The organism is Brachybacterium hainanense (assembly GCF_042434575.1).
GTDB classification, from domain to species: domain Bacteria; phylum Actinomycetota; class Actinomycetes; order Actinomycetales; family Dermabacteraceae; genus Brachybacterium; species Brachybacterium hainanense.
In genome coordinates, this window is sequence record NZ_JBHLSV010000003.1 from 104,020 (window position 1) to 120,465 (window position 16,446).

Here is a 16,446-nt window from a genome sequence, read left to right on the forward strand (position 1 = left end):
CAGGACCCGGGCCCCGGGAGCAGCGAGCCTCGGACCGGTCCTCATCCAGCGGGCCCGTCCGCTCCCCCGCCCAGCCCCTCCGCCCGGGCGCTGACGATGGCATCCGCCCGGTCGCGCAGGGAGAGCTTGGCGAGCACCGTGGCGACCGTGTTGCGCACCGTCTTGGGGCTGAGCGAGAGCCTGTGCGCGATCCTCGCGTTGTCCAGGCCGCGGGCGACGAGGTCGAGCACCTCGCGCTCCCGAGGCGTGAGCTGCGGGAACGGCAGACGCACGGCCGGGGCTCCGCCGACGAGATAGGCCATGGCCCGTTCGGCGACGGCCGGCGAGAGGATCATCTCTCCCGCGGCCACCGCCCGCAGGGCCCGTTCGACCGCGTCCGGCGGCGCGGACTTCACGAGGAAGCCGCGGGCCCCCGCCCGCACGGCTGCGACCACGGAGTCGTCGTCCTCATGCATGGAGACCATGAGAACCCGCAGCCCGGGACGGTCCCGCAGCAGGTCCCGGGTCAGGTCGATGCCCGAGCCGTCGCCGAGGTCGATGTCCATGAGCACGACGTCCGCGGCCAGCGGACCGGCGAACAGCCCCCGGGCCGCCCGGGCGCTCTCCACCTCTCCCACCAGCGCGATCCCGTCGAGGGATCCGAGCAGGGCCGCCATGCCGATCCGGAACACCGGATGGTCATCGACGAGCACGACCCGGACCGTGCCCGGGCGCCCCGGCTCCGCGGCATGGACGCTCGCCGCGCTCATCCCCGCACCTCGGCGGGATGCAGGGGCAGCTCGGCGTGCACCATGGTCCCGCTCCCGCGATCCCCGGCGGCGATCTCGAGGGTTCCCTCGAGCTCGTGGACACGCTCGCGCATCGAGGCGGTGCCGACGCCGTCGGCGACGTCGTCGGGTCTGCCGGAACCGGCGTCCGAGCAGCGGAGGATCAGCCGCGCCTCCGGGAGCGTCGCGGTGTCCCCGGCCAGGGACACCTCGACACGGCATCGCCGCGCGCCCGAATGCCGGGCGGCGTTGAGCACGGACTCGGAGATCACCGCATAGGCGGCGGCCGCGACGCGGGGGTCGAGCCCGCGCAGCCATGCCGCAGCGGGCTCGGCCCCGTCGGGGTCGGGTCCGGGCGCCGTCGTCACCTCCACCGCGAAGCCGCGCTCGGCATGCCCGCGGACCAGCTCGGCCAGGGCCGCGCCCAGCCCCTGCTCCTCGAGGATCGGGGGGAGCAGGCTGCGGGAGAGCATCCGGACGTCCTGCACCCGCCGGGCGGCCTCGTCCTGCAGGGCCTCGAGGACCCTGTCCGCCGCCGCCGGATCGGTGCGCAGGAGGTTGCGCGCGCCCTGGAGTCCGAGCCGCAGGCCCGAGAGCCAGGGGCCGATCCCGTCATGGAGCTCCCGGCGGATGAGCCGCCGCTCCGCCAGCCGTGCCCCGGTGGCAGCATCACGGGCCCGCCCGACCTCCCGCGCCGAGCGCACGAGGGCGAATCCCGCGGCCAGGATCGGCTGGAGCCCATCGAGCGTCTCCAGGGAGCGGCGGTCCAGGCGTTCCCCCGGCCTCGGGGTGACCGCGAGGATCCCGAGCACGGCAGGTCCCGCGCCGCCTTCCCGGACGGCCTGCTCGATCGGGATGCTCGTCGCCTCGCCCCAGCGTCCGAGCGGGATGTCGGGGGCCTCGGCGAGGGCGAGGGAGACCGATTCGAGACGCAGGGACTCGCCGATCGCCGCGGCCAGGCGGTCCAGCAGCAGGTGCGCGTCCTGGACCGAGGCCAACGACTCCCCGACGCGTAACGCGGCCCGCCCCGGCGAGGCGGCCTCGCCCCACACCATCCGGCGCACCCGCCGCTCCAGGACGCTCCGCAGAGGCTGCACCACGATCACGACCCCGACCGCGGCGACCAGCTGCGCGATCGCGGCGCTGCCTACGGTCACGGTCACCGCCCACACCAGCGCGGCATAGACCAGGGCGATGCCGAGGACGAGCAGGCCGCCCAGCACGGCGCGGCTCACCGCGAGGTCGATCCCCCACAGGCGGTTGCGCAGCAGGGTCACCAGCAGCGCGCCGGGGAACAGGGCCTGGCAGACCAGGTGCAGGACGGGGACGAGCAGCACGACCCCTGCCGACGTGTACGGCACGAGCAGGAGCGGCAGGAACGACAGCGCCATCACCGCGGTCCCCGCCGCGAGCAGCCCGAGACCCGGACGCTCGGCCTCGGGACCGCACCGGGCCCGCCAGGCGACGTCAGCACCGGCGACCAGGCCCCAGACGACCACGAGGAGCAGCAGCGCCTGGTTGTCGGCCATCGGAAAGGCGAGCCGCTGGATCGTGAAGGCGGCCGTGACGAGCACACCCACGACGAGGCCGACCCGCGAGCGCGCCGGGAGCGGGGTCTCGCGCACCAGCCACGGCAGGACGAGGAACAGGCCCAGGGTTCCCGGCACCCAGGCCGTGCCGAAGGCGCTGATGGCCGCCTCGCCCATCGGCAGGGAGCGGGAGGCGGCGAACTGCGCCCAGCCGCCGCCCAGCGCGGAGAGCCCGCCGCCGAGCGCCGCGAGCGCGATGAGCCAGACGACGGGATGGCTGCGACGGGAGAGGACGACGGCCGCTACCGCCCCGTAGACGAGCCCGACCATGGCATCCACGACGAGGAACAGGGCGTCCGGCGTCAGCTCGACCCGGCTGGCCACCTGCCAGAGCACTCCGGCCAGGGCCGGCAGCGCGGCGAGCACGACGACCAGGACCGCGATGCGGGGACGGGCCGGGAACCGGTCCGACGGCGTTGTCATGGACAGAAGATAACCCGCGTGCCGATGCTGGGGAGCTCCCCGCGACGGGGCGGGGAGCTCCGGGGCGATGCGCACGCGACGCCTGCGGGACGGCGTCAGCGACGGTCGCCCAGGGCGAAGCCCAGCGACACGACGAGGACCCAGACCGGGCCGATGAAGCCGGCCAGGTACTGCAGCGGGGAGGCGCCCGTGAGCAGCACGAGCAGGCCGAGGACGAGGGAGACGACGCCCAGCCAGCGCGGCGCCGACCGGTGCCTCAGCGAGGAGACCGCGAGAGCCAGGGCGGAGAGCCCGACGCCGACCCACAGCCAGGGGATCGTCGCGACCCAGTCGGTGTAGAAGGCCGCCGACTCCGGGACGAAGAGATCGGGCTCCGAGAGTCCGAGGGCGAACTGCGTGTCCAGGCCGCTGCCCAGCAGCAGCGCCACCGCGGTGAGCAGGATGCCCGCCTGGGCCACCGGCCCGTGCAGGGAGCCCGCGGGGCTCTGCGCGTCCAGGCGCCGCCCCAGCCCGGCGCCGAAGACGGGCAGGACGAGCATCGTCAGCACGGCCAGGAGGTGGAAGGCGAGGAAGGCCGGCTGGTTCTCCGCGGCGTCGGCGAGCATCGCCTCGGCGTCCCCGGCGGTGAGCTCCCAGTTCACCGAGGTGAGCATGCTCGCCTGGATGGTGGCGATCCCGAGCCCGCCGGCGGCGACCCCGGCCCATGCCCAGGCGCGCGGTCGGCGCGCGGCGACCCGCGTCGGCGCGGGCGCCAGAGCGGCGGATTCGATCGGTGGGATGGACATGTGCGCTCCTCCTGGGTCGTGCCCCGGCCACATCGGCGGGGCGATGACCTCGAGGTTCCCCGGACCGGCGTCCCGGGCACCAGGGCGCGGCGCCCGGGTTCCCGGGCGGATGCCCCGGGTGGACGGCGAGGCTCGCGGAGAGTCCGACGACGATGATGCCGGGGCGTGCCGAGCCCGGCGGCCGAGGGCGCCCCGGTTCTCGGGCATCGGCCCCCGGAGGGCTCACGGCGCTCTACCGTGTCCCTGTGCCCCACGGTTCCGCGCCCCGTCCTCGCCTCGTCCTCACGCGGCGGGGACGCCTCCTCCGCTCTGCGGCAGGGCTTCTCGCGCTCCTCGCCCTGGTCTGCCTCGGGGTGCTGGGCGTGCGGAGCCTGGAGAGCTCCGCTCCGGTCTCGGGGTCCCCGTCCGTCGCGTCGCCGTCGTCGGTCGCCGCGACGACGGATGCGGGGACGGCAACGACGACGCAGAGCACGGGGACAGAGGGCACGGGGACCGATCCGGGAGAGATGCCGCGTTCCGGGCTGGTCGGCGCGGGCACCTGGACCCTCGCCGCCCCGGCGGGCACCCCGGGGTCGGCCGGGACCGTGCACACCTATGCCCTGCGGATCGAGGACGGGACGGGCCTCGTGCCCGAGGAGGTCGCCGCGGAGATCGCGGGGATCCTCGCGGACGAGCGCGGCTGGGGACCGCTCGAGGACGTGGCCTTCACGCAGGTCGCGGATCCGGGGACGGCGGAGTTCACGATCTCCCTCGCGTCCCCGCCGACGACCGATGCCCTCTGCGCGCCCGCGAGGACGCAGGGCACCTGGAGCTGTCGGGTCGGTCCGGACGTGGTCCTGAACTCGGACCGATGGACGCTCATGACCCCGACCTACACGGATCTGTCCACCTACCGCGCCTACATGGTCAACCATGAGGTCGGCCATTTCCTGGGGCACCGGCACGAGGCCTGCCCGGGGGCGGGACGCGCCGCCCCGGTCATGCTGCAGCAGTCCATGGACCTGGGCGGATGCGTGCCCAACGCATGGCCCGCCGCCGACGGCGCCGCCTGAGGGGACCCTGCCCGCGCTCCGCGCCCGGACCCGTCATCGGCTGCGCGGCCGGGCCCAGGCCGGGCATCGACGGCGGAGCGGTGCCGCAGCGCCTCCCCGGCCGCGCGGCCGGGCTGTTCACAGACGGGCGAGCAGCTCCTTGGCGCGCGTGCGCCATTCCTCGAGAGCCTCCGGGCTGGGGAGCTTCGCGACGGTGAGCACCAGCAGCGCACGGTCGTCCTCGGTCGGCTCTGCGGCCGCTTCGAGACGGGTGCCCTCGACCGTCTCCGCCCGCCAGTACGAGCGCTTCGGCGTCTCGGAGCGGCGCGGCGGTCCCGCCAGGACGATCGATCCGATCGCGCCGCCGGAGAGAAGGGCGGCGAAGCGCTCGATGACGGCGCTGCGCCGCCCGGGCAGGAGACGTCGGGCGGCGACGGTGAACGTGCCGTCGGCCCTCTGGCCGGGCAGTCGACGGCCGATCTCCTGCTCGTAGGCGACCACGGCGCCCTGCACCCACCAGCCGTGGTTCGTCACCGTCTGCGCGAGCTGCGGGTACAGCGCCTCAGCGAGCTCCGTGTGGGTCGCTGTCGCGCCGCCGGCTTCTTCGAGCCGCTGCCGCGTCCTCGCCCAGGGCTCCCCGAGCGCGCGCTCGATGGCTTCGATGTTCTGCCCTCTGGTGCTCACGGCTTCGCTCCCGGGTTCCGTCGGAGGTGGAGGATCGGGTACGGCCGACCGGCCTCGTCCTCGGGGCTGCGGCCGACGACCTCGAAGCCCCGAGCCGCGTAGAAGCGGGTCGCCTGCGGGTTCTGCTCGTTCACGTCGACGGTCCGGATGTCGTGCTCGGCGATCGCCCGGGCCAGGAGCGCGCCGCCGATGCCGCGCCGATGCTCGTCCGCGTGGACGAACAGCATCTCGAGACCCGTCCCGGCGATGCCCGCGAACCCGACGGGGCGGCCTCCGCGCTCGGCGACCAGCAGCCGGACCTGCGGGAAGTACTGCGGCATCAGCCGAGCGCGGATCTGCTCGCGGTCCTCGGGGTCCAGGAAGGCGTGGGTCGCCTCGACCGCGCTCGCCCAGATCGCCACGAGGACGGGGTGCTCGGCGGGGCCGCGGTCTGCACGGATCCTCAGATCAGGGTCGGTCATGGGGCGCATCTCTCCTTGTGCACGGGGTCGGTCCCGCCGGGACGGCCTCGTGATCCGGGAGCGGCCGGGCCCGGGTCCCTGCGCACCGCGCGGGGCCGCGGGATCAGGGCCGCTGATCGGGCTCGTCGGACGCGGGAACCGCCGCGAGCAGGGCGTCGAGCTTGAGGTTCAGCTGCTCGTGGGAGATCGCGAGGGCCACCACGGCCGCCGCGAGGTGCTCCTCGAAGGCGGTCATGGCGCGGCCGCTGGCGGCCGTGGCGGCATCGTAGGCGGCGCGTCGTGCGTCGAAGGCGGGATCCACGTCCATGAGCGGCTCCGTTCAGGCTCCGGTGCGGACCGGCGGCTGCCGGTCCGTGGGCTCGGACTCTAGCAGCACGCCGGACCCGCCCCGGACCGGGGCCGAGGCGTCATGCCCCCTGCACGGGATGCTCATCGGCTGCCGCATGTCTGCGGGGCGAGGGCCTCGAGCACGAGCTGGGGATGGGTCCACAGCAGCGCCCCGCCGGCCTCCGGCACGACCGTGCGGCGGGCGGTGGGGATGCGGGCGGCGAGGGTGAGGCCCAGGTCCGGGGAATGCCCGGCGTCCCGCTCGCCGAACAGGATCGTCACCGGCACGTCGAGATCCTCGAGGGCGAGGGACCAGGGGCGCATGGCGATGAGGGTGTCGCGCACATAGCCGCTCCCTCCGTCGGCGAAGCCCTCGGCGAGGCTGCGCCGGTACAGCGCCAGGAAGTCCGGTTCGGCGTAGACGGCATGGTCGCTGGGGTGGGCTCCGCCGAGCACCATCGCCTCCATCGCCTCGGCGGTGTAGGCGCCGAGGATCGTCGCGGCCGCCTCGGGATCCTCCTCGGCGAGGACCGACAGCGCCGTTGCCTCCGAGGGCAGCAGGGAGCGGATCGGCGGGAACGCGACCTCGTCGGCCGGGGAGACGAGGACGAGGCTCGAGGCCCATCCGGAGAGCGCCGCTCCGAGACCGAACACGCCGCCCTGAGAGTTCGCGACCACCGGGAGCGGTTCGGCGTCCGGGCCGAGAACCTCCTCGACCAGGGCGCGGTAGTCCTGGACCGTGGAGTCGAGGGTGCGCGCCGGGTCCTCGTCCGAGCCCGCCATCCCGGGGCGGCTCATGGTCAGCAGACGGATGCCCTCGCGCTCGAGCAGCTCCTCGCCGAAGCGCATGCTGGCACCGGTCGCGGCGCCGGCGATGAACAGGACGGGCGTGCCGTCCTCGGGGCCGAAGACCATGCCGCGCAGGGTGCGCTCCGCGCGCCGGGTCGTGATCGGGACGCCCGCATCGGTCACGGGTCTGTCGGGGTCGGCATCCTGCCGCAGGGCCGTCATGGCCGGTCCTCCTGGATCGATGGCGTATCCGCCGTCCATCCTCTCAGATGCCGCTGCGTCGGGCGGGGACCGCGGTGATCGCACCGCGTACACTGCGGACGATGGACCGTCTGCTGCTCATCCGTCATGGCCGCGCCGGGGCCTCGGACGATGCCGATCCTCCGCTCAGCGAGACCGGCACGGCGCAGGTCCGTGCCCTGGCGGCACGCCTCGCCGGGATCTCTGCGGACGGCATCCTCCACGGGCCCCGTCGACGGGCCCGGCAGAGCGCACAGATCCTCGCCGACCGACTCGGGCTCCCGCTCCAGGAGTCGGTGCTCCTGGAGGACCGCACCCCGTATCCGTCCCGGGAACGTCGGAGCGACTATCCGGCGCACCGGTGGGAATGGCATCGCGAGACCCCCGAGGAGGAGCGGGACATCGACGGCAGAGGGATCGCGGAGACCTGGGCCCGTCTGAGCGCGCCGGGTGCGCCCGGGACCCTTCTCGCGGTCTCCCATGCCTTCGTGATCGCCGGGCTGGTCGGTCATGCGCTCGGGGCGCCGCCCGATGCGTGGATGAAGCTGCCCATCGACAATGCGAGCATCACGGAGCTCATCGCCCGCGGGGACGGTGAATGGGCGGTCGCGCGCGTCGGCGACAGCGGGCATCTCACCGAACCGGGCTGAGCTCGTCGGCCCCGGTCACGGAAGGACGAAGGCGCCGGTCTCCCCCGGGTTCATCGCGATCTCCCAGCGGAAGCCATCCGGGTCCCGGAAGTACCCGGAGTATCCGCCCCATTCCCGCCGCTGCGCCGGCTGGACCACGGCTCCCAGCGCCGCCGCCTGCTGGAGGACGATGTCGACCTCGGCCTCGGTCGCGACGTTGTGCGCGAGGGCGATCGGGGCGATCCCGGGCGCCGGAGCCTCGCCGACCTCGGCCGTGAAGCCCTCCAGGCTCCACAGGGACAGCAGCAGGTGCTCGCCCACCGGGAGCATGACGACCTCGTCGTCCTCGAACATCGGGCTCCACGAGAGACCCTCGACGTAGAACCGGCGGCTGCGCTCGACGTCGGCGACGGCAAGGGTGATGAGGCTGACTCTCTGCTCCATGGGTCGAGACTACGCGTCGGGCCGTACGGCTTTCCCCCTCCCGGCCCGGAGGGGAGCCCCGCTGCGGCGACGGCCGGTGCCCCGTAGCGTCATCGGCATGACGAGCATCTTCGACTCCCTCCGCGGACTGGGCTTCCGGCGCGGTCCCCGACGCCTGCTGGCCGGCATCGCCGGCGGCCTCGCCGAGAGGTCCGGCCTGAACGTGTGGCTGGTCCGGCTGGCGCTGCTGGTGTCCTTCCTCCTGCCCGTCGTGGGACTGGGCGCCTACATCGCGGCCTGGCTGCTGACGCCCTGGCAGGACGGCCGGATCCCTCTCGAGCGGGTGCTCGGCGGGGACCGCTGACGCCTCGTCGACCGCCGGGCCCCGCCCCGGTGGCAGGGCTACACTCGCCGGCATGCGCCAGTCCGCTCCGGGCCGGCCCGAGGCGAGGAGCAGATCATGCCGGGAACCGGACCGCCCTCCGCAGGGCGCACCGTCGTGCTCGCCGGAGCCACCAGCGCCGCAGGCGCCGCCCTCGTCCGCACGCTGCTCGAGGCGGGCATGCGAGTCGTCGCGACCGGCAGGGACCCCCATCGCCTCGCCGGCCTCGCCGACGCCGTGGGCGGTCCCGCCCCCGGGTCCACGCTGCGGACCGTGCAGGCGGACGCGACCTCGTTCGAGGACATGAGCGCGCTCACAGAGCGCCTGACAGAGGTGGATGCGGTGATCCCGCTGGTGGGCGGCTGGCGGGGAGCACAGGGCATCGCCGGGCAGGGCGACGCGGACGTCGCGGCCCTGCTGCCGGCGTTCCAGGCCGTGCGGGCGACCAGCCGCGCCTTCGACGCCGCTCTGCGCGCCGCACCGGCGGGACGCTTCGCGATCGTCTCGAGCACGGCGGTCGCGCATCCGCAGGCGGACACCGCGACCTACGCGAGCTTCAAGGCGGCGAGCGAGACCTGGACCCGTGCCGTCGCGCAGGGCTACGAGGCGGCGGCGCTGGCCTCCGGCGGACCGCTGCGGGCGGCCGCTCTCGTCCTGCGTGCGCGCGGGACCCTCGACCCCGATTCCCTGGCCCGCGCGGTCCTCGCGCTCTGGGACCTCGAGGCCGCCACGCTGAACGGCAGCATCCGCGAGCTCTGAGCGCCGTGCACCCGCCAGCCGGGCTCCGTGCCCGCTACTCTCGCGCCATGGCCACATCATCCTCTCCCGTCCCGTCCCCCCGCATCGTCCTGCCGAGCGCCACCGGGGCCCTCCTCCTCCCCTCCCCGATCCTGTTCATGTTCGGGCTCATCTCCCTGGTCGCCTCGGCCGGCGAGATGCGCGGGCCGCTCAACCTCCAGGCCGCGATCGGCTTCGGGCTCATGGCGGCGGCGGTCGGCTGCGCGATCGGGGCGCTCGTGCTCCTCGGGGTGCGGCAGATCGCGCAGCAGCAGGTGGACCTCCTGCGCGAGGCGGACGGGCGCGCCTCGCGGGCGGACGGCTGAGCCGTCCCGCTCGCGATCAGCCCAGCAGGACCACTCCGGCGCGGCTGCCCAGGTGCTCCGGCGCGTACTTCAGCCGCACCCGTCGACCCTCCTGCACGGTCCCCGCGACCCGCGCCCGCGCCCACCGGGAGCGTCCCTCGGCGTCGGTGAACCTCACGATCACGCGCGTGACCTCCTGGTAGTTCACCGACATGCCGCGTGCCCGGGTGATGACGCCCGTGGTGACGATGCCGCTGCGCTCGACGTGCTCGCGCACCGCCTGTGCCCGGCGCGCGCGGCGCCGCAGGACCTGGGCGAGCACGATCGCCAGGATCCCGCCCAGCACGAACACGACGAAGACGGCGTGCATGCCGCTGAGCCCCTGCGGCGACATCCAGCCGCCCAGCAGGGAGCCGAGGCCGGTGGCGATGAAGTAGGCGGAGAGCGGGATCACGATGATCCGCGCATCGGCCCGCGCCGGCTCCGCGATCCCCGACGTGAACAGGAACATGGCGCCGACGATCATCGGGATCGGCAGGAAGGATCCCATCAGCGAGAACCAGAGCGGCAGGGGCGAGGCCTGGCCTGCGAGGCCGCCCCAGGTGCCCGCGAACGCCAGCACGTCGGCGAGCGCCCAGCACAGGACGGCGGCGCCGCGGCGGACCCGGTCCCGGTTCCACCAGCGGGTGCCGGGGTCGATGAGGCTCATGATCCTGTCCCTCCCCTGGGTCGATCGCGCTCTCGATCATAGGCGGCGGCAGGTCGCGCGGGCACCCTGGGCACGGCCGCGACGGGGAGGGGCTGAGGCGCTGCTTCACCGCCTCGGGCGTCGCGGCGGGAGCGGGTCGCGTCAGTCCGAGCCGCGCCTCGCCTCCCGGGCGATGCGGCGCAGCCCCTCGGATACGGGGGTGACGGCGAAGTCGGGGAACCTCTCGCGGAACCGACGGTCCTCGAAGAGGTTGTCGTGGGCGTACCGGGGCAGCAGCTCGCGGATCTCCCGGGCCTGCGGAGAGAGGAGTCCGGCCGCGCTCAGCGTCCATCGCGGGATGACGGTGCGGGCAGCCGGGCGGCCGAAGGCCTCCGCCGCCATGCCGACGAGCTCCCGGTAGGTGGGCCGCAGCTCGTCGACGGGGAGGTGCCAGGTGCGGCCGTAGGCGTCGGGGGCGTTGCCGAGGGCGGCGAGCGCTCGGCTGGCGTCGGGCGTCCAGATGAGCGAGCGGCGGCGATCCTCCCGCACGGGCACGAGCGGTCTCCTGCCGGCCTTCATCCGGTCGATCACGAGGGTGTTCGTGAACCCCTGGGTGCGGCCGGGGCCGTAGAACTCGGGGGCGCGGCCGATGAGCACGGGGATGTCCCCGCGCGCCATCTCCTCGAGGACCATCGTCGCCATCCGCGCGCGCACGCGGCCCTTGCGCCCGAGCGGGGCGAAGGGCGTGTCCTCGGTCTGGACCCGGTCGTCCTGCGGATACATGTACGTGTTGTCGAAGTAGGCGAACTTCGCGCCGGCGGCCCGGGCGGCATCCAGCGCATTCCTCAGCATCACGGGGAACTGTGTCTCCCACAGCTCCGTCCGCGCGGGGAGGCCCGCGACGAAGTAGACGATCTCGCTGCCGGCGACCGCCGCCCGGGTCTGCTCGGCCTCGAGGAGGTCGGCGGGCATGACCGCGTCCCCCTCGCCCACCGGGCGCGGCGTCCTGCTGACGAGCCTCAGCTCCTCGGTGTGGGCACGGCGCAGCTCGCGCGCCAGCTCGACGGCGATCTGGCCGCCTGATCCCAGGATGGTCTGCATCCTCGTTCCGGTCCTCTCCTGCGGGTGGGGCGTCCGTGGCCGATGCCGGGATGGACACGGCGTCTGGGACACGATATGTTGACAGTGCTTACATGACAGTAGAGAGCGGAGTGAGCGGTGTCAACATCGGAGAGGTCCTATCACCACGGGGACCTGCGCGCGGCACTCGTCGCCAGCGCGGTCGAGATGCTGGAGAGCGGCGAGCCGTACTCGATGCGCGCGGTCGCCCGGCGTGCCGGGGTGTCCCCGACGGCGCCGTACCGGCATTTCCCCGACCGGGACGCCCTGGACTCCGCGGTCGCGGTCGAAGGCTTCCGGGATCTCCGCCGAGCGCTCGCCGAGGCCCTCGAGGAGGACACGGGGACGGCGGAGCCCTTCGACGTGCTCGCGCGGCTCGCCGTCGCCTACGTCGGCTTCGCGCTGCATCGCCCAGCGGTGTTCCGCCTGATGTTCGGCCATGAGTGCGACGAGGAGGACAGCGACCGCGTGCAGGCGTCCCAGGCGCTGCACGCCCTGCTGGGCGACGTGCTCGCCCGCCTCGTCCCGGAGCAGACGTCACCGGCGCTCGCGACCGCGCTGTGGAGCCTCGCGCACGGCATGGCCTTCCTCCATCTCGACGGCAAGTACCGCCCGGAGCCGTTCGACGAGGTCTCAGGCCGCGTCCGCGCAGCCATGGAGGCCGTGCTGGGGCTGGGCGCCGCACGCCCTCCCGCAGACCCCCTCCGCGCCTGAGCGCCCCCACCCACCCGCAGCGAGACGAGATCCCATGGCACCGCGCATCCTCCACGTCGTCACCAACGTCGACCGCTACGACGACCGCTCCCATCCCACCGGCCTGTGGCTGTCGGAGCTCGCGCACGCCTGGGAGGTGTTCGAGAAGCGCGGCGCGGAGCAGATGATCGTGAGCCCGGCGGGCGGACGGTCGCCGCTGGAGCCGCGCTCCCTGACGTTCCCGACCTACGACCGGGTCGCCCGGGCATGGCACCGCGACCCTGCACGGATGGCGCTGCTCGAGAACACCCTCAACCCCGAGGAGGTCGATCCGTCGCGCCACGACGCCATCTTCTTCACCGGCGGCCACGCCGTCATGTACGACTTCCCCGATTCCGCCGGGCTGCAGCGTCTCACCCGGGAGATCTGGGAGAACGGCGGGGTCGTCTCCTCCGTCTGCCACGGGTACTGCGGACTGCTGAACACGAGGCTGTCCGACGGCTCGCTCCTCGTCGCCGGCAAGGAGGTCACCGGCTTCGCCTGGCAGGAGGAGGTGCTCGCCCGCGTCGACGGGCTGGTCCCCTACAACGCCGAGGAGGAGATGGTCCTCCGCGGCGCCCGCTACCGGAAGGCGCTCCTCCCCTTCGTCCCCTACGCGGTGGCCGACGGCCGACTCGTCACCGGGCAGAACCCCAGCTCCGCGCGGGCGACGGCGCGGAAGGTGCTGGCGCTGCTCTGAGCGGGAGGCGGGCTCCGCTCCCCGGCCGCCCCGCCGCAGGCGCCGCGGCGAGGTCGATCCTCCCGGGCGCGCCCTACCAGTCCAGCCGGTCCAGGTGGCTGTGTCCGGCCAGCAGACGGACGATCCTCGCCCGCGCCGTCTCGCGCCCCTCCGGCTCCGGGTGGTGCGCATGGAGCGCGAGCTGGACGTACATGTCGTAGAGGGCCAGCCGCTCCCGCAGGCGCGGGGGCGCGAACAGCTCGGGATGGACGCCGCGCAGCCACCCGGGGACCTCGGCGAGGGCGGCGTCCTCGAGCACCGGGCCCCCGGGGGCCGCCGGGAAGTCCCCGGGACTCGCGCACCAGCGCAGAATGGTGTCGAGCTCCGCATCGGCCGGCTGGGCCACCGCTTCCGCGAAGTCGACGATGCCGGTGACGCGCCCCCTGTCCACCACGACGTTGGACCCGTGCAGGTCGCCGTGCACGAGGACCGGCTCCTCCCCGGCGAACAGCTCCAGCCTCTCCCGGACCCACACGGCGACCTCAGCGAGCAGGGACGCGTCGTGGCCGGGGCACCGGAGAGCGTCCCCGACCAGCCCGGGCACCGCTTCCACGAGGGGCGGATGGAAGGCCGCCCACCGCCCGCCGGAGAGCGCCTCGGCCAGTCAGGGCGGCCTCAGGCCCGCCGGGACCGGCACCCGATGCAGCTCGCGCAGCGCCCGGCCCAGGCTCTCGATCATGCTCCGGCGCTCGGACCGGGAGGCCTCCGGCCAGGCCTCGTGCAGGCTGCGCCCGGACAGGCGGGAGGAGATGTACCACGGTCCGTCCGGGCCCTCGCCATGGGCGAGATGGCGGGCATGAGGGACGTCGCTGTCGGCGAGCAGCTCCGCGATCCTCGCCTCGTGGCCGTACGCGCCCGGGAACCGGCCGTCTCCCACGCGCACGACCACGTCGTCGCCGATCCAGGCGCGGCTGACCCATCCGGCCGTGCGGCGGAACCGCCCGGTCGCCGTGAGGCCGGCCGCCGCGAGCGTGCGTCGCAGCACGGGATCGGCGGCAGGGCCGTCGAGGGGCAGGGCGGGGAGATCGGGCATGGACCGAGCATTCCACGGATCCGTGCGCTCTCCGTGGGCGAGGATGGGAGCATGACCGATCCCGTCGCCCCCATCGGCCCCACCGCACGCATCTATGCGATCAGCGACGTGCACGGGCATCTCGCGCCGCTGCAGGCCGCGCTCGACCTCGTCGACCTCGACGGCGATCCCGGGGCGGAGCTGGTCCTCCTGGGCGACTACGTGGACCGCGGGCCGGACAGCTGTGCCGTCCTCGAGGAGATCCGGGAGACGCAGCGCCGGCATCCCGGCCGCGTCACCGCGCTGCTGGGCAACCACGACGACTGGCTGCTGGGGTGGCTGGACGGCGAGGACCACGATCTCGACTGGCTGATGGGCGACGCCGATCTCATGACCGTGAGGTCCTTCCTGAGCCCGCTCGAGCTCGCCCGTGCGCTCGGCCACGAGGACCCCGGCAGCGACGCCTCCCGGCTCGACGGGCCCACGATGAACCGGAACCTCAAGCGCGCGCTCCTCTCGCGGCACCGGCCCCTGCTGGCCTGGCTGCGGGCCCTGCCGCGGGTGCACGAGACGGAGCAGCAGATCTTCGTCCACGCGGGCGTGGACGAGGAGGCCGGGGAGCTGTGGCGGGCGGCGACGCCCGATCACGTGCTCACGGAGAAGTTCCCGGCGAGCACGGGGCCGTTCCTCAAGGACGTGGTCGCCGGTCACGTGCGCACCCACCAGCTGCACCCGGACGGATCCCACGGCGTGTTCCACGACGGCGCCTCGCACTGGTACATCGATGGAGCCGTCGAGGTGACGGGCCGGCTCAACGTCCTGTGCTACGACGTCGCGGAGGGCACGTACTCCTCATCCACGGCGGGCTGAGGAACCCGCGGGAAGCGGGGCAGGCCGTCGGTCCCGGCGACGAACGGGCCGAGCGCTCCTTCCGCTTTCGGGCTGCGGCCCGCGCTGCGCGGGACGGGACCGCTGGGCCTCCTCGGCGTCGCGCTGGGGCTCGGGCTGTTCGCGATCCCGCCGCTGCAGGAGATCGGCCTGGGCGGGATCGCCGAGCGGACGGTCGCGCTGGTCGGTGCTGCTGCGCTCGCCGCAGCATCGTTGTGGGTGCACGCCCGGCAGGCCGTCCCGGGCGGGGTCGACGGGGCGGGCGCGTGGCCCCACTAAGATGCCGCCGTGTGGAACATCCCCGAGAATGATCTGCTGCGCATCCTGCCGTGGGCGATCCTCGCGGCACTGTGCCTGTGGGGCCTCGTCTCGCCGCGCACGCAGTGGACCGCGCTGTGGGGATGGCAGCGCCGATACCGGGCCGTCGACGAGCGCGACCGCCCGTCCTTCGTACGGGTGCGGATGATCCTCCCGCTGATCCTGTGCCTCGTCATCGGCGTCCCGATGGCGCTCCTCTGACCCCGGTGCCGACCGCGGGGCTCAGCTCTGCCCCGGCCCGGCGGCGTCGATCCCCGCCCAGGCGAGCAGCTGCTCGACGTGCGCCCGGGTGATCCCGTCGTCCGGCATGGTCGTCACTGCGAGCGCGCTGCGCAGCGGCGGGGTCTCGACGAAGGCGCGCTGCCAGCGCCGGACCACGGCGGTGCCCGTCCAGTCGCGTTCGAGAGCCCGGGCATCCTCGCGGATGACCTCGTCGTCGACCCAGGCGAGCACCGTGTGCCCGCGCTCGGCGGCGAAGCGGCGCACGTGCTCGGTCTTTCGGCACAGCATCGCGGGCACGTCCTCCCACACCGGCGGGAACGGCACCTGGTCCAGGGGCGGCAGGCCCAGCAGCGGGCCCACGGCCTCGTTCGCGGTGCTCCAGGTCGTGCACCAGACCAGCTCGAAGGCCTCGCCGAGCTCCTCGAGCCACGCGGGCAGCTCCGGTCGCAGGTTCAGCACGTAGGTGCCGCCGTCCGGCCCGACCGCCTCGTGCGGGGAGGTGATGCGGTGCACCTCCTCATGCGGGAACACGGACAGGCATCCGTCGACGTCGAGCAGGAGCGGCGGCTTCGGCATACCTGCAGGGTAGACGGTGAGCGAGCGAGGAAGCGGCGGCAGCGCCGCGGGCGCTGGGCCGGCACGGCCGAGATCAGCGGGGCGCGTGCTCCGGGATCTCCCGCCGCCGTGAGCGCAGCAGGCCGTCCGCTCCCCCGACGAGCGCAGCGCCGAGCACGTACCAGAGCAGGTCCCACGGCGAGAAGGTCGTGCCCAGCACCAGCCGGAACGGTGGGAAGGCCGCACCCCAGCGAGCGGGCAGCGCCGTCAGCTGCAGCAGCTCCACACCGCCGCACCAGGCGAGGGCACCAGCCGCCGTCGCCCACCAGGGCGCGTGCGGGGCGAGAAGCGCCAGGAGCAGCACGATGAGGGCCGCGTAGAGCACGTCGCCCGCCGCATCGCCGGCGAAGCCCTCCGGGGCGAGGCGATGGACGGCGAGTCCTGCCGCGACGGTGACGACGGCGAGGAGGGCGAGGACGAGGCGGCGCATCCGAGCATCGTAGGCACGGGGCATGTGCACTGCTCTCATAGCTCTGCGCTCGGACCGACGCCGTGCATGCC

21 protein-coding genes and 1 pseudogene are annotated in these 16,446 nt (G+C 74.2%); 9 read left to right on the top strand and 13 right to left on the bottom strand.

Annotation, left to right across the window (positions count from 1 at the left end):
* Nucleotides 1-41: 41 nt before the first annotated feature.
* The 3 genes from ACFFF6_RS03280 to ACFFF6_RS03290 form a co-directional block, all read right to left on the bottom strand.
* The gene (locus ACFFF6_RS03280; RefSeq protein WP_376978181.1) at nucleotides 42-749 is read right to left on the bottom strand and encodes a response regulator; all 708 of its coding nucleotides are present in this window, start codon (nucleotides 747-749) and stop codon (nucleotides 42-44) included.
* A complete protein-coding gene (locus tag ACFFF6_RS03285) occupies nucleotides 746-2,779 on the bottom strand; it encodes a sensor histidine kinase (protein WP_376978183.1) in 2,034 nt (677 codons plus the stop codon). Before ACFFF6_RS03285 ends, ACFFF6_RS03280 begins: the two co-directional genes overlap by 4 nt.
* 95 nt (nucleotides 2,780-2,874) lie before the next feature.
* Nucleotides 2,875-3,564 carry a hypothetical protein gene (locus ACFFF6_RS03290; RefSeq protein ID WP_376978185.1) on the bottom strand — a complete coding sequence of 230 codons (690 nt, stop codon included), beginning with the start codon at nucleotides 3,562-3,564 and terminating at the stop codon, nucleotides 2,875-2,877.
* Nucleotides 3,565-4,070: 506 nt separating this feature from the next.
* Between ACFFF6_RS03290 and ACFFF6_RS03295 the strand changes: the two genes are divergently transcribed.
* Entirely contained in the window at nucleotides 4,071-4,616 is a 546-nt protein-coding gene (locus ACFFF6_RS03295; RefSeq protein ID WP_376978187.1) for a DUF3152 domain-containing protein, read from the top strand.
* A 117-nt stretch (nucleotides 4,617-4,733) separates the two neighbouring features.
* Here ACFFF6_RS03295 and ACFFF6_RS03300 read toward each other — a convergent pair whose 3' ends face one another.
* The 4 genes from ACFFF6_RS03300 to ACFFF6_RS03315 all read right to left on the bottom strand — a co-directional run bounded on the left by ACFFF6_RS03300 (nucleotide 4,734) and on the right by ACFFF6_RS03315 (nucleotide 7,078).
* Nucleotides 4,734-5,279 (bottom strand): hypothetical protein, encoded by a 546-nt coding sequence (locus ACFFF6_RS03300; protein ID WP_376978189.1) that lies wholly within the window; start codon nucleotides 5,277-5,279, stop codon nucleotides 4,734-4,736.
* A complete protein-coding gene (locus ACFFF6_RS03305; protein ID WP_376978191.1) occupies nucleotides 5,276-5,740 on the bottom strand; it encodes a GNAT family N-acetyltransferase in 465 nt (154 codons plus the stop codon). Before ACFFF6_RS03305 ends, ACFFF6_RS03300 begins: the two co-directional genes overlap by 4 nt.
* Before the next feature lie 103 nt (nucleotides 5,741-5,843).
* On the bottom strand, nucleotides 5,844-6,047 hold the full coding sequence (locus tag ACFFF6_RS03310; RefSeq protein ID WP_376978193.1) for a hypothetical protein: 204 nt from the start codon (nucleotides 6,045-6,047) through the stop codon (nucleotides 5,844-5,846).
* Nucleotides 6,048-6,169: 122 nt separating this feature from the next.
* Nucleotides 6,170-7,078, bottom strand: a complete 909-nt coding sequence (locus ACFFF6_RS03315; RefSeq protein WP_376978194.1) for an alpha/beta fold hydrolase — start codon at nucleotides 7,076-7,078, stop codon at nucleotides 6,170-6,172.
* Between the two features lie 101 nt (nucleotides 7,079-7,179).
* Here ACFFF6_RS03315 and ACFFF6_RS03320 point away from each other — a divergent pair, with 101 nt between their 5' ends.
* A complete protein-coding gene (locus tag ACFFF6_RS03320) occupies nucleotides 7,180-7,746 on the top strand; it encodes a histidine phosphatase family protein (protein WP_376978196.1) in 567 nt (188 codons plus the stop codon).
* Between the two features lie 15 nt (nucleotides 7,747-7,761).
* On the opposite strand, the gene ACFFF6_RS03325 is transcribed toward ACFFF6_RS03320, so the two are convergent.
* Nucleotides 7,762-8,169 (bottom strand): VOC family protein, encoded by a 408-nt coding sequence (locus ACFFF6_RS03325; RefSeq protein WP_376978197.1) that lies wholly within the window; start codon nucleotides 8,167-8,169, stop codon nucleotides 7,762-7,764.
* A gap of 97 nt (nucleotides 8,170-8,266) precedes the next feature.
* Here ACFFF6_RS03325 and ACFFF6_RS03330 point away from each other — a divergent pair, with 97 nt between their 5' ends.
* The 3 genes from ACFFF6_RS03330 (at nucleotide 8,267) to ACFFF6_RS03340 (ending at nucleotide 9,633) form a co-directional block, all read left to right on the top strand.
* The gene (locus tag ACFFF6_RS03330) at nucleotides 8,267-8,512 is read left to right on the top strand and encodes a PspC domain-containing protein (protein ID WP_376978199.1); all 246 of its coding nucleotides are present in this window, start codon (nucleotides 8,267-8,269) and stop codon (nucleotides 8,510-8,512) included.
* 96 nt (nucleotides 8,513-8,608) lie between these two features.
* Nucleotides 8,609-9,289, top strand: coding sequence for an SDR family NAD(P)-dependent oxidoreductase (locus ACFFF6_RS03335; RefSeq protein ID WP_376978201.1), 681 nt, complete (start codon nucleotides 8,609-8,611; stop codon nucleotides 9,287-9,289).
* Nucleotides 9,290-9,336: 47 nt separating this feature from the next.
* Nucleotides 9,337-9,633 (top strand): hypothetical protein, encoded by a 297-nt coding sequence (locus ACFFF6_RS03340; protein ID WP_376978203.1) that lies wholly within the window; start codon nucleotides 9,337-9,339, stop codon nucleotides 9,631-9,633.
* A gap of 16 nt (nucleotides 9,634-9,649) precedes the next feature.
* Here the strand turns inward: ACFFF6_RS03340 and ACFFF6_RS03345 are convergent, their stop codons facing one another.
* A complete protein-coding gene (locus tag ACFFF6_RS03345) occupies nucleotides 9,650-10,321 on the bottom strand; it encodes a hypothetical protein (RefSeq protein WP_376978205.1) in 672 nt (223 codons plus the stop codon).
* Between the two features lie 141 nt (nucleotides 10,322-10,462).
* The gene (locus tag ACFFF6_RS03350; protein ID WP_376978207.1) at nucleotides 10,463-11,401 is read right to left on the bottom strand and encodes an NAD-dependent epimerase/dehydratase family protein; all 939 of its coding nucleotides are present in this window, start codon (nucleotides 11,399-11,401) and stop codon (nucleotides 10,463-10,465) included.
* A gap of 117 nt (nucleotides 11,402-11,518) precedes the next feature.
* Between ACFFF6_RS03350 and ACFFF6_RS03355 the strand changes: the two genes are divergently transcribed.
* Both ACFFF6_RS03355 and ACFFF6_RS03360 read left to right on the top strand, forming a co-directional pair.
* Nucleotides 11,519-12,133, top strand: coding sequence for a TetR/AcrR family transcriptional regulator (locus ACFFF6_RS03355; protein WP_376978209.1), 615 nt, complete (start codon nucleotides 11,519-11,521; stop codon nucleotides 12,131-12,133).
* A 34-nt stretch (nucleotides 12,134-12,167) separates the two neighbouring features.
* Nucleotides 12,168-12,851: a type 1 glutamine amidotransferase domain-containing protein gene (locus ACFFF6_RS03360; protein ID WP_376978211.1), complete on the top strand. Its 684-nt coding sequence runs from the start codon at nucleotides 12,168-12,170 to the stop codon at nucleotides 12,849-12,851.
* A 73-nt stretch (nucleotides 12,852-12,924) separates the two neighbouring features.
* Here ACFFF6_RS03360 and ACFFF6_RS03365 read toward each other — a convergent pair.
* Nucleotides 12,925-14,043 (bottom strand): annotated as a pseudogene (locus ACFFF6_RS03365) (phosphotransferase family protein).
* Here ACFFF6_RS03365 and ACFFF6_RS03370 point away from each other — a divergent pair.
* Nucleotides 13,975-14,772 carry a metallophosphoesterase gene (locus tag ACFFF6_RS03370; protein WP_376978213.1) on the top strand — a complete coding sequence of 266 codons (798 nt, stop codon included), beginning with the start codon at nucleotides 13,975-13,977 and terminating at the stop codon, nucleotides 14,770-14,772. The pseudogene ACFFF6_RS03365 and the gene ACFFF6_RS03370 sit on opposite strands and share 69 nt — an antisense overlap.
* Before the next feature lie 306 nt (nucleotides 14,773-15,078).
* Complete coding sequence (locus ACFFF6_RS03375; RefSeq protein WP_376978215.1) at nucleotides 15,079-15,309, top strand: hypothetical protein; 231 nt, start codon at nucleotides 15,079-15,081, stop codon at nucleotides 15,307-15,309.
* Nucleotides 15,310-15,330: 21 nt separating this feature from the next.
* Here ACFFF6_RS03375 and ACFFF6_RS03380 read toward each other — a convergent pair whose 3' ends face one another.
* Together ACFFF6_RS03380 and ACFFF6_RS03385 are read right to left on the bottom strand one after the other, a co-directional pair.
* The gene (locus ACFFF6_RS03380; RefSeq protein WP_376978217.1) at nucleotides 15,331-15,906 is read right to left on the bottom strand and encodes a hypothetical protein; all 576 of its coding nucleotides are present in this window, start codon (nucleotides 15,904-15,906) and stop codon (nucleotides 15,331-15,333) included.
* A 73-nt stretch (nucleotides 15,907-15,979) separates the two neighbouring features.
* Nucleotides 15,980-16,375 carry a ribosomal maturation YjgA family protein gene (locus ACFFF6_RS03385; protein ID WP_376978218.1) on the bottom strand — a complete coding sequence of 132 codons (396 nt, stop codon included), beginning with the start codon at nucleotides 16,373-16,375 and terminating at the stop codon, nucleotides 15,980-15,982.
* Nucleotides 16,376-16,446 lie beyond the last annotated feature (71 nt).

Excerpts from the sequence above, each read along its gene's own strand:
- ACFFF6_RS03280 (WP_376978181.1), bottom strand. The coding sequence starts at position 749 with ATGAGCGCGGCGAGCGTCCATGCCGCGGAGCCGGGGCGCCCGGGCACG.
- ACFFF6_RS03285 (WP_376978183.1), bottom strand. The coding sequence starts at position 2,779 with ATGACAACGCCGTCGGACCGGTTCCCGGCCCGTCCCCGCATCGCGGTC.
- ACFFF6_RS03290 (WP_376978185.1), bottom strand. The coding sequence starts at position 3,564 with ATGTCCATCCCACCGATCGAATCCGCCGCTCTGGCGCCCGCGCCGACG.
- ACFFF6_RS03295 (WP_376978187.1), top strand. The coding sequence starts at position 4,071 with ATGCCGCGTTCCGGGCTGGTCGGCGCGGGCACCTGGACCCTCGCCGCC.
- ACFFF6_RS03305 (WP_376978191.1), bottom strand. The coding sequence starts at position 5,740 with ATGACCGACCCTGATCTGAGGATCCGTGCAGACCGCGGCCCCGCCGAG.
- ACFFF6_RS03310 (WP_376978193.1), bottom strand. The coding sequence starts at position 6,047 with ATGGACGTGGATCCCGCCTTCGACGCACGACGCGCCGCCTACGATGCC.
- ACFFF6_RS03315 (WP_376978194.1), bottom strand. The coding sequence starts at position 7,078 with ATGACGGCCCTGCGGCAGGATGCCGACCCCGACAGACCCGTGACCGAT.
- ACFFF6_RS03320 (WP_376978196.1), top strand. The coding sequence starts at position 7,180 with ATGGACCGTCTGCTGCTCATCCGTCATGGCCGCGCCGGGGCCTCGGAC.
- ACFFF6_RS03325 (WP_376978197.1), bottom strand. The coding sequence starts at position 8,169 with ATGGAGCAGAGAGTCAGCCTCATCACCCTTGCCGTCGCCGACGTCGAG.
- ACFFF6_RS03330 (WP_376978199.1), top strand. The coding sequence starts at position 8,267 with ATGACGAGCATCTTCGACTCCCTCCGCGGACTGGGCTTCCGGCGCGGT.
- ACFFF6_RS03335 (WP_376978201.1), top strand. The coding sequence starts at position 8,609 with ATGCCGGGAACCGGACCGCCCTCCGCAGGGCGCACCGTCGTGCTCGCC.
- ACFFF6_RS03340 (WP_376978203.1), top strand. The coding sequence starts at position 9,337 with ATGGCCACATCATCCTCTCCCGTCCCGTCCCCCCGCATCGTCCTGCCG.
- ACFFF6_RS03345 (WP_376978205.1), bottom strand. The coding sequence starts at position 10,321 with ATGAGCCTCATCGACCCCGGCACCCGCTGGTGGAACCGGGACCGGGTC.
- ACFFF6_RS03350 (WP_376978207.1), bottom strand. The coding sequence starts at position 11,401 with ATGCAGACCATCCTGGGATCAGGCGGCCAGATCGCCGTCGAGCTGGCG.
- ACFFF6_RS03360 (WP_376978211.1), top strand. The coding sequence starts at position 12,168 with ATGGCACCGCGCATCCTCCACGTCGTCACCAACGTCGACCGCTACGAC.
- ACFFF6_RS03370 (WP_376978213.1), top strand. The coding sequence starts at position 13,975 with ATGACCGATCCCGTCGCCCCCATCGGCCCCACCGCACGCATCTATGCG.
- ACFFF6_RS03380 (WP_376978217.1), bottom strand. The coding sequence starts at position 15,906 with ATGCCGAAGCCGCCGCTCCTGCTCGACGTCGACGGATGCCTGTCCGTG.
- ACFFF6_RS03385 (WP_376978218.1), bottom strand. The coding sequence starts at position 16,375 with ATGCGCCGCCTCGTCCTCGCCCTCCTCGCCGTCGTCACCGTCGCGGCA.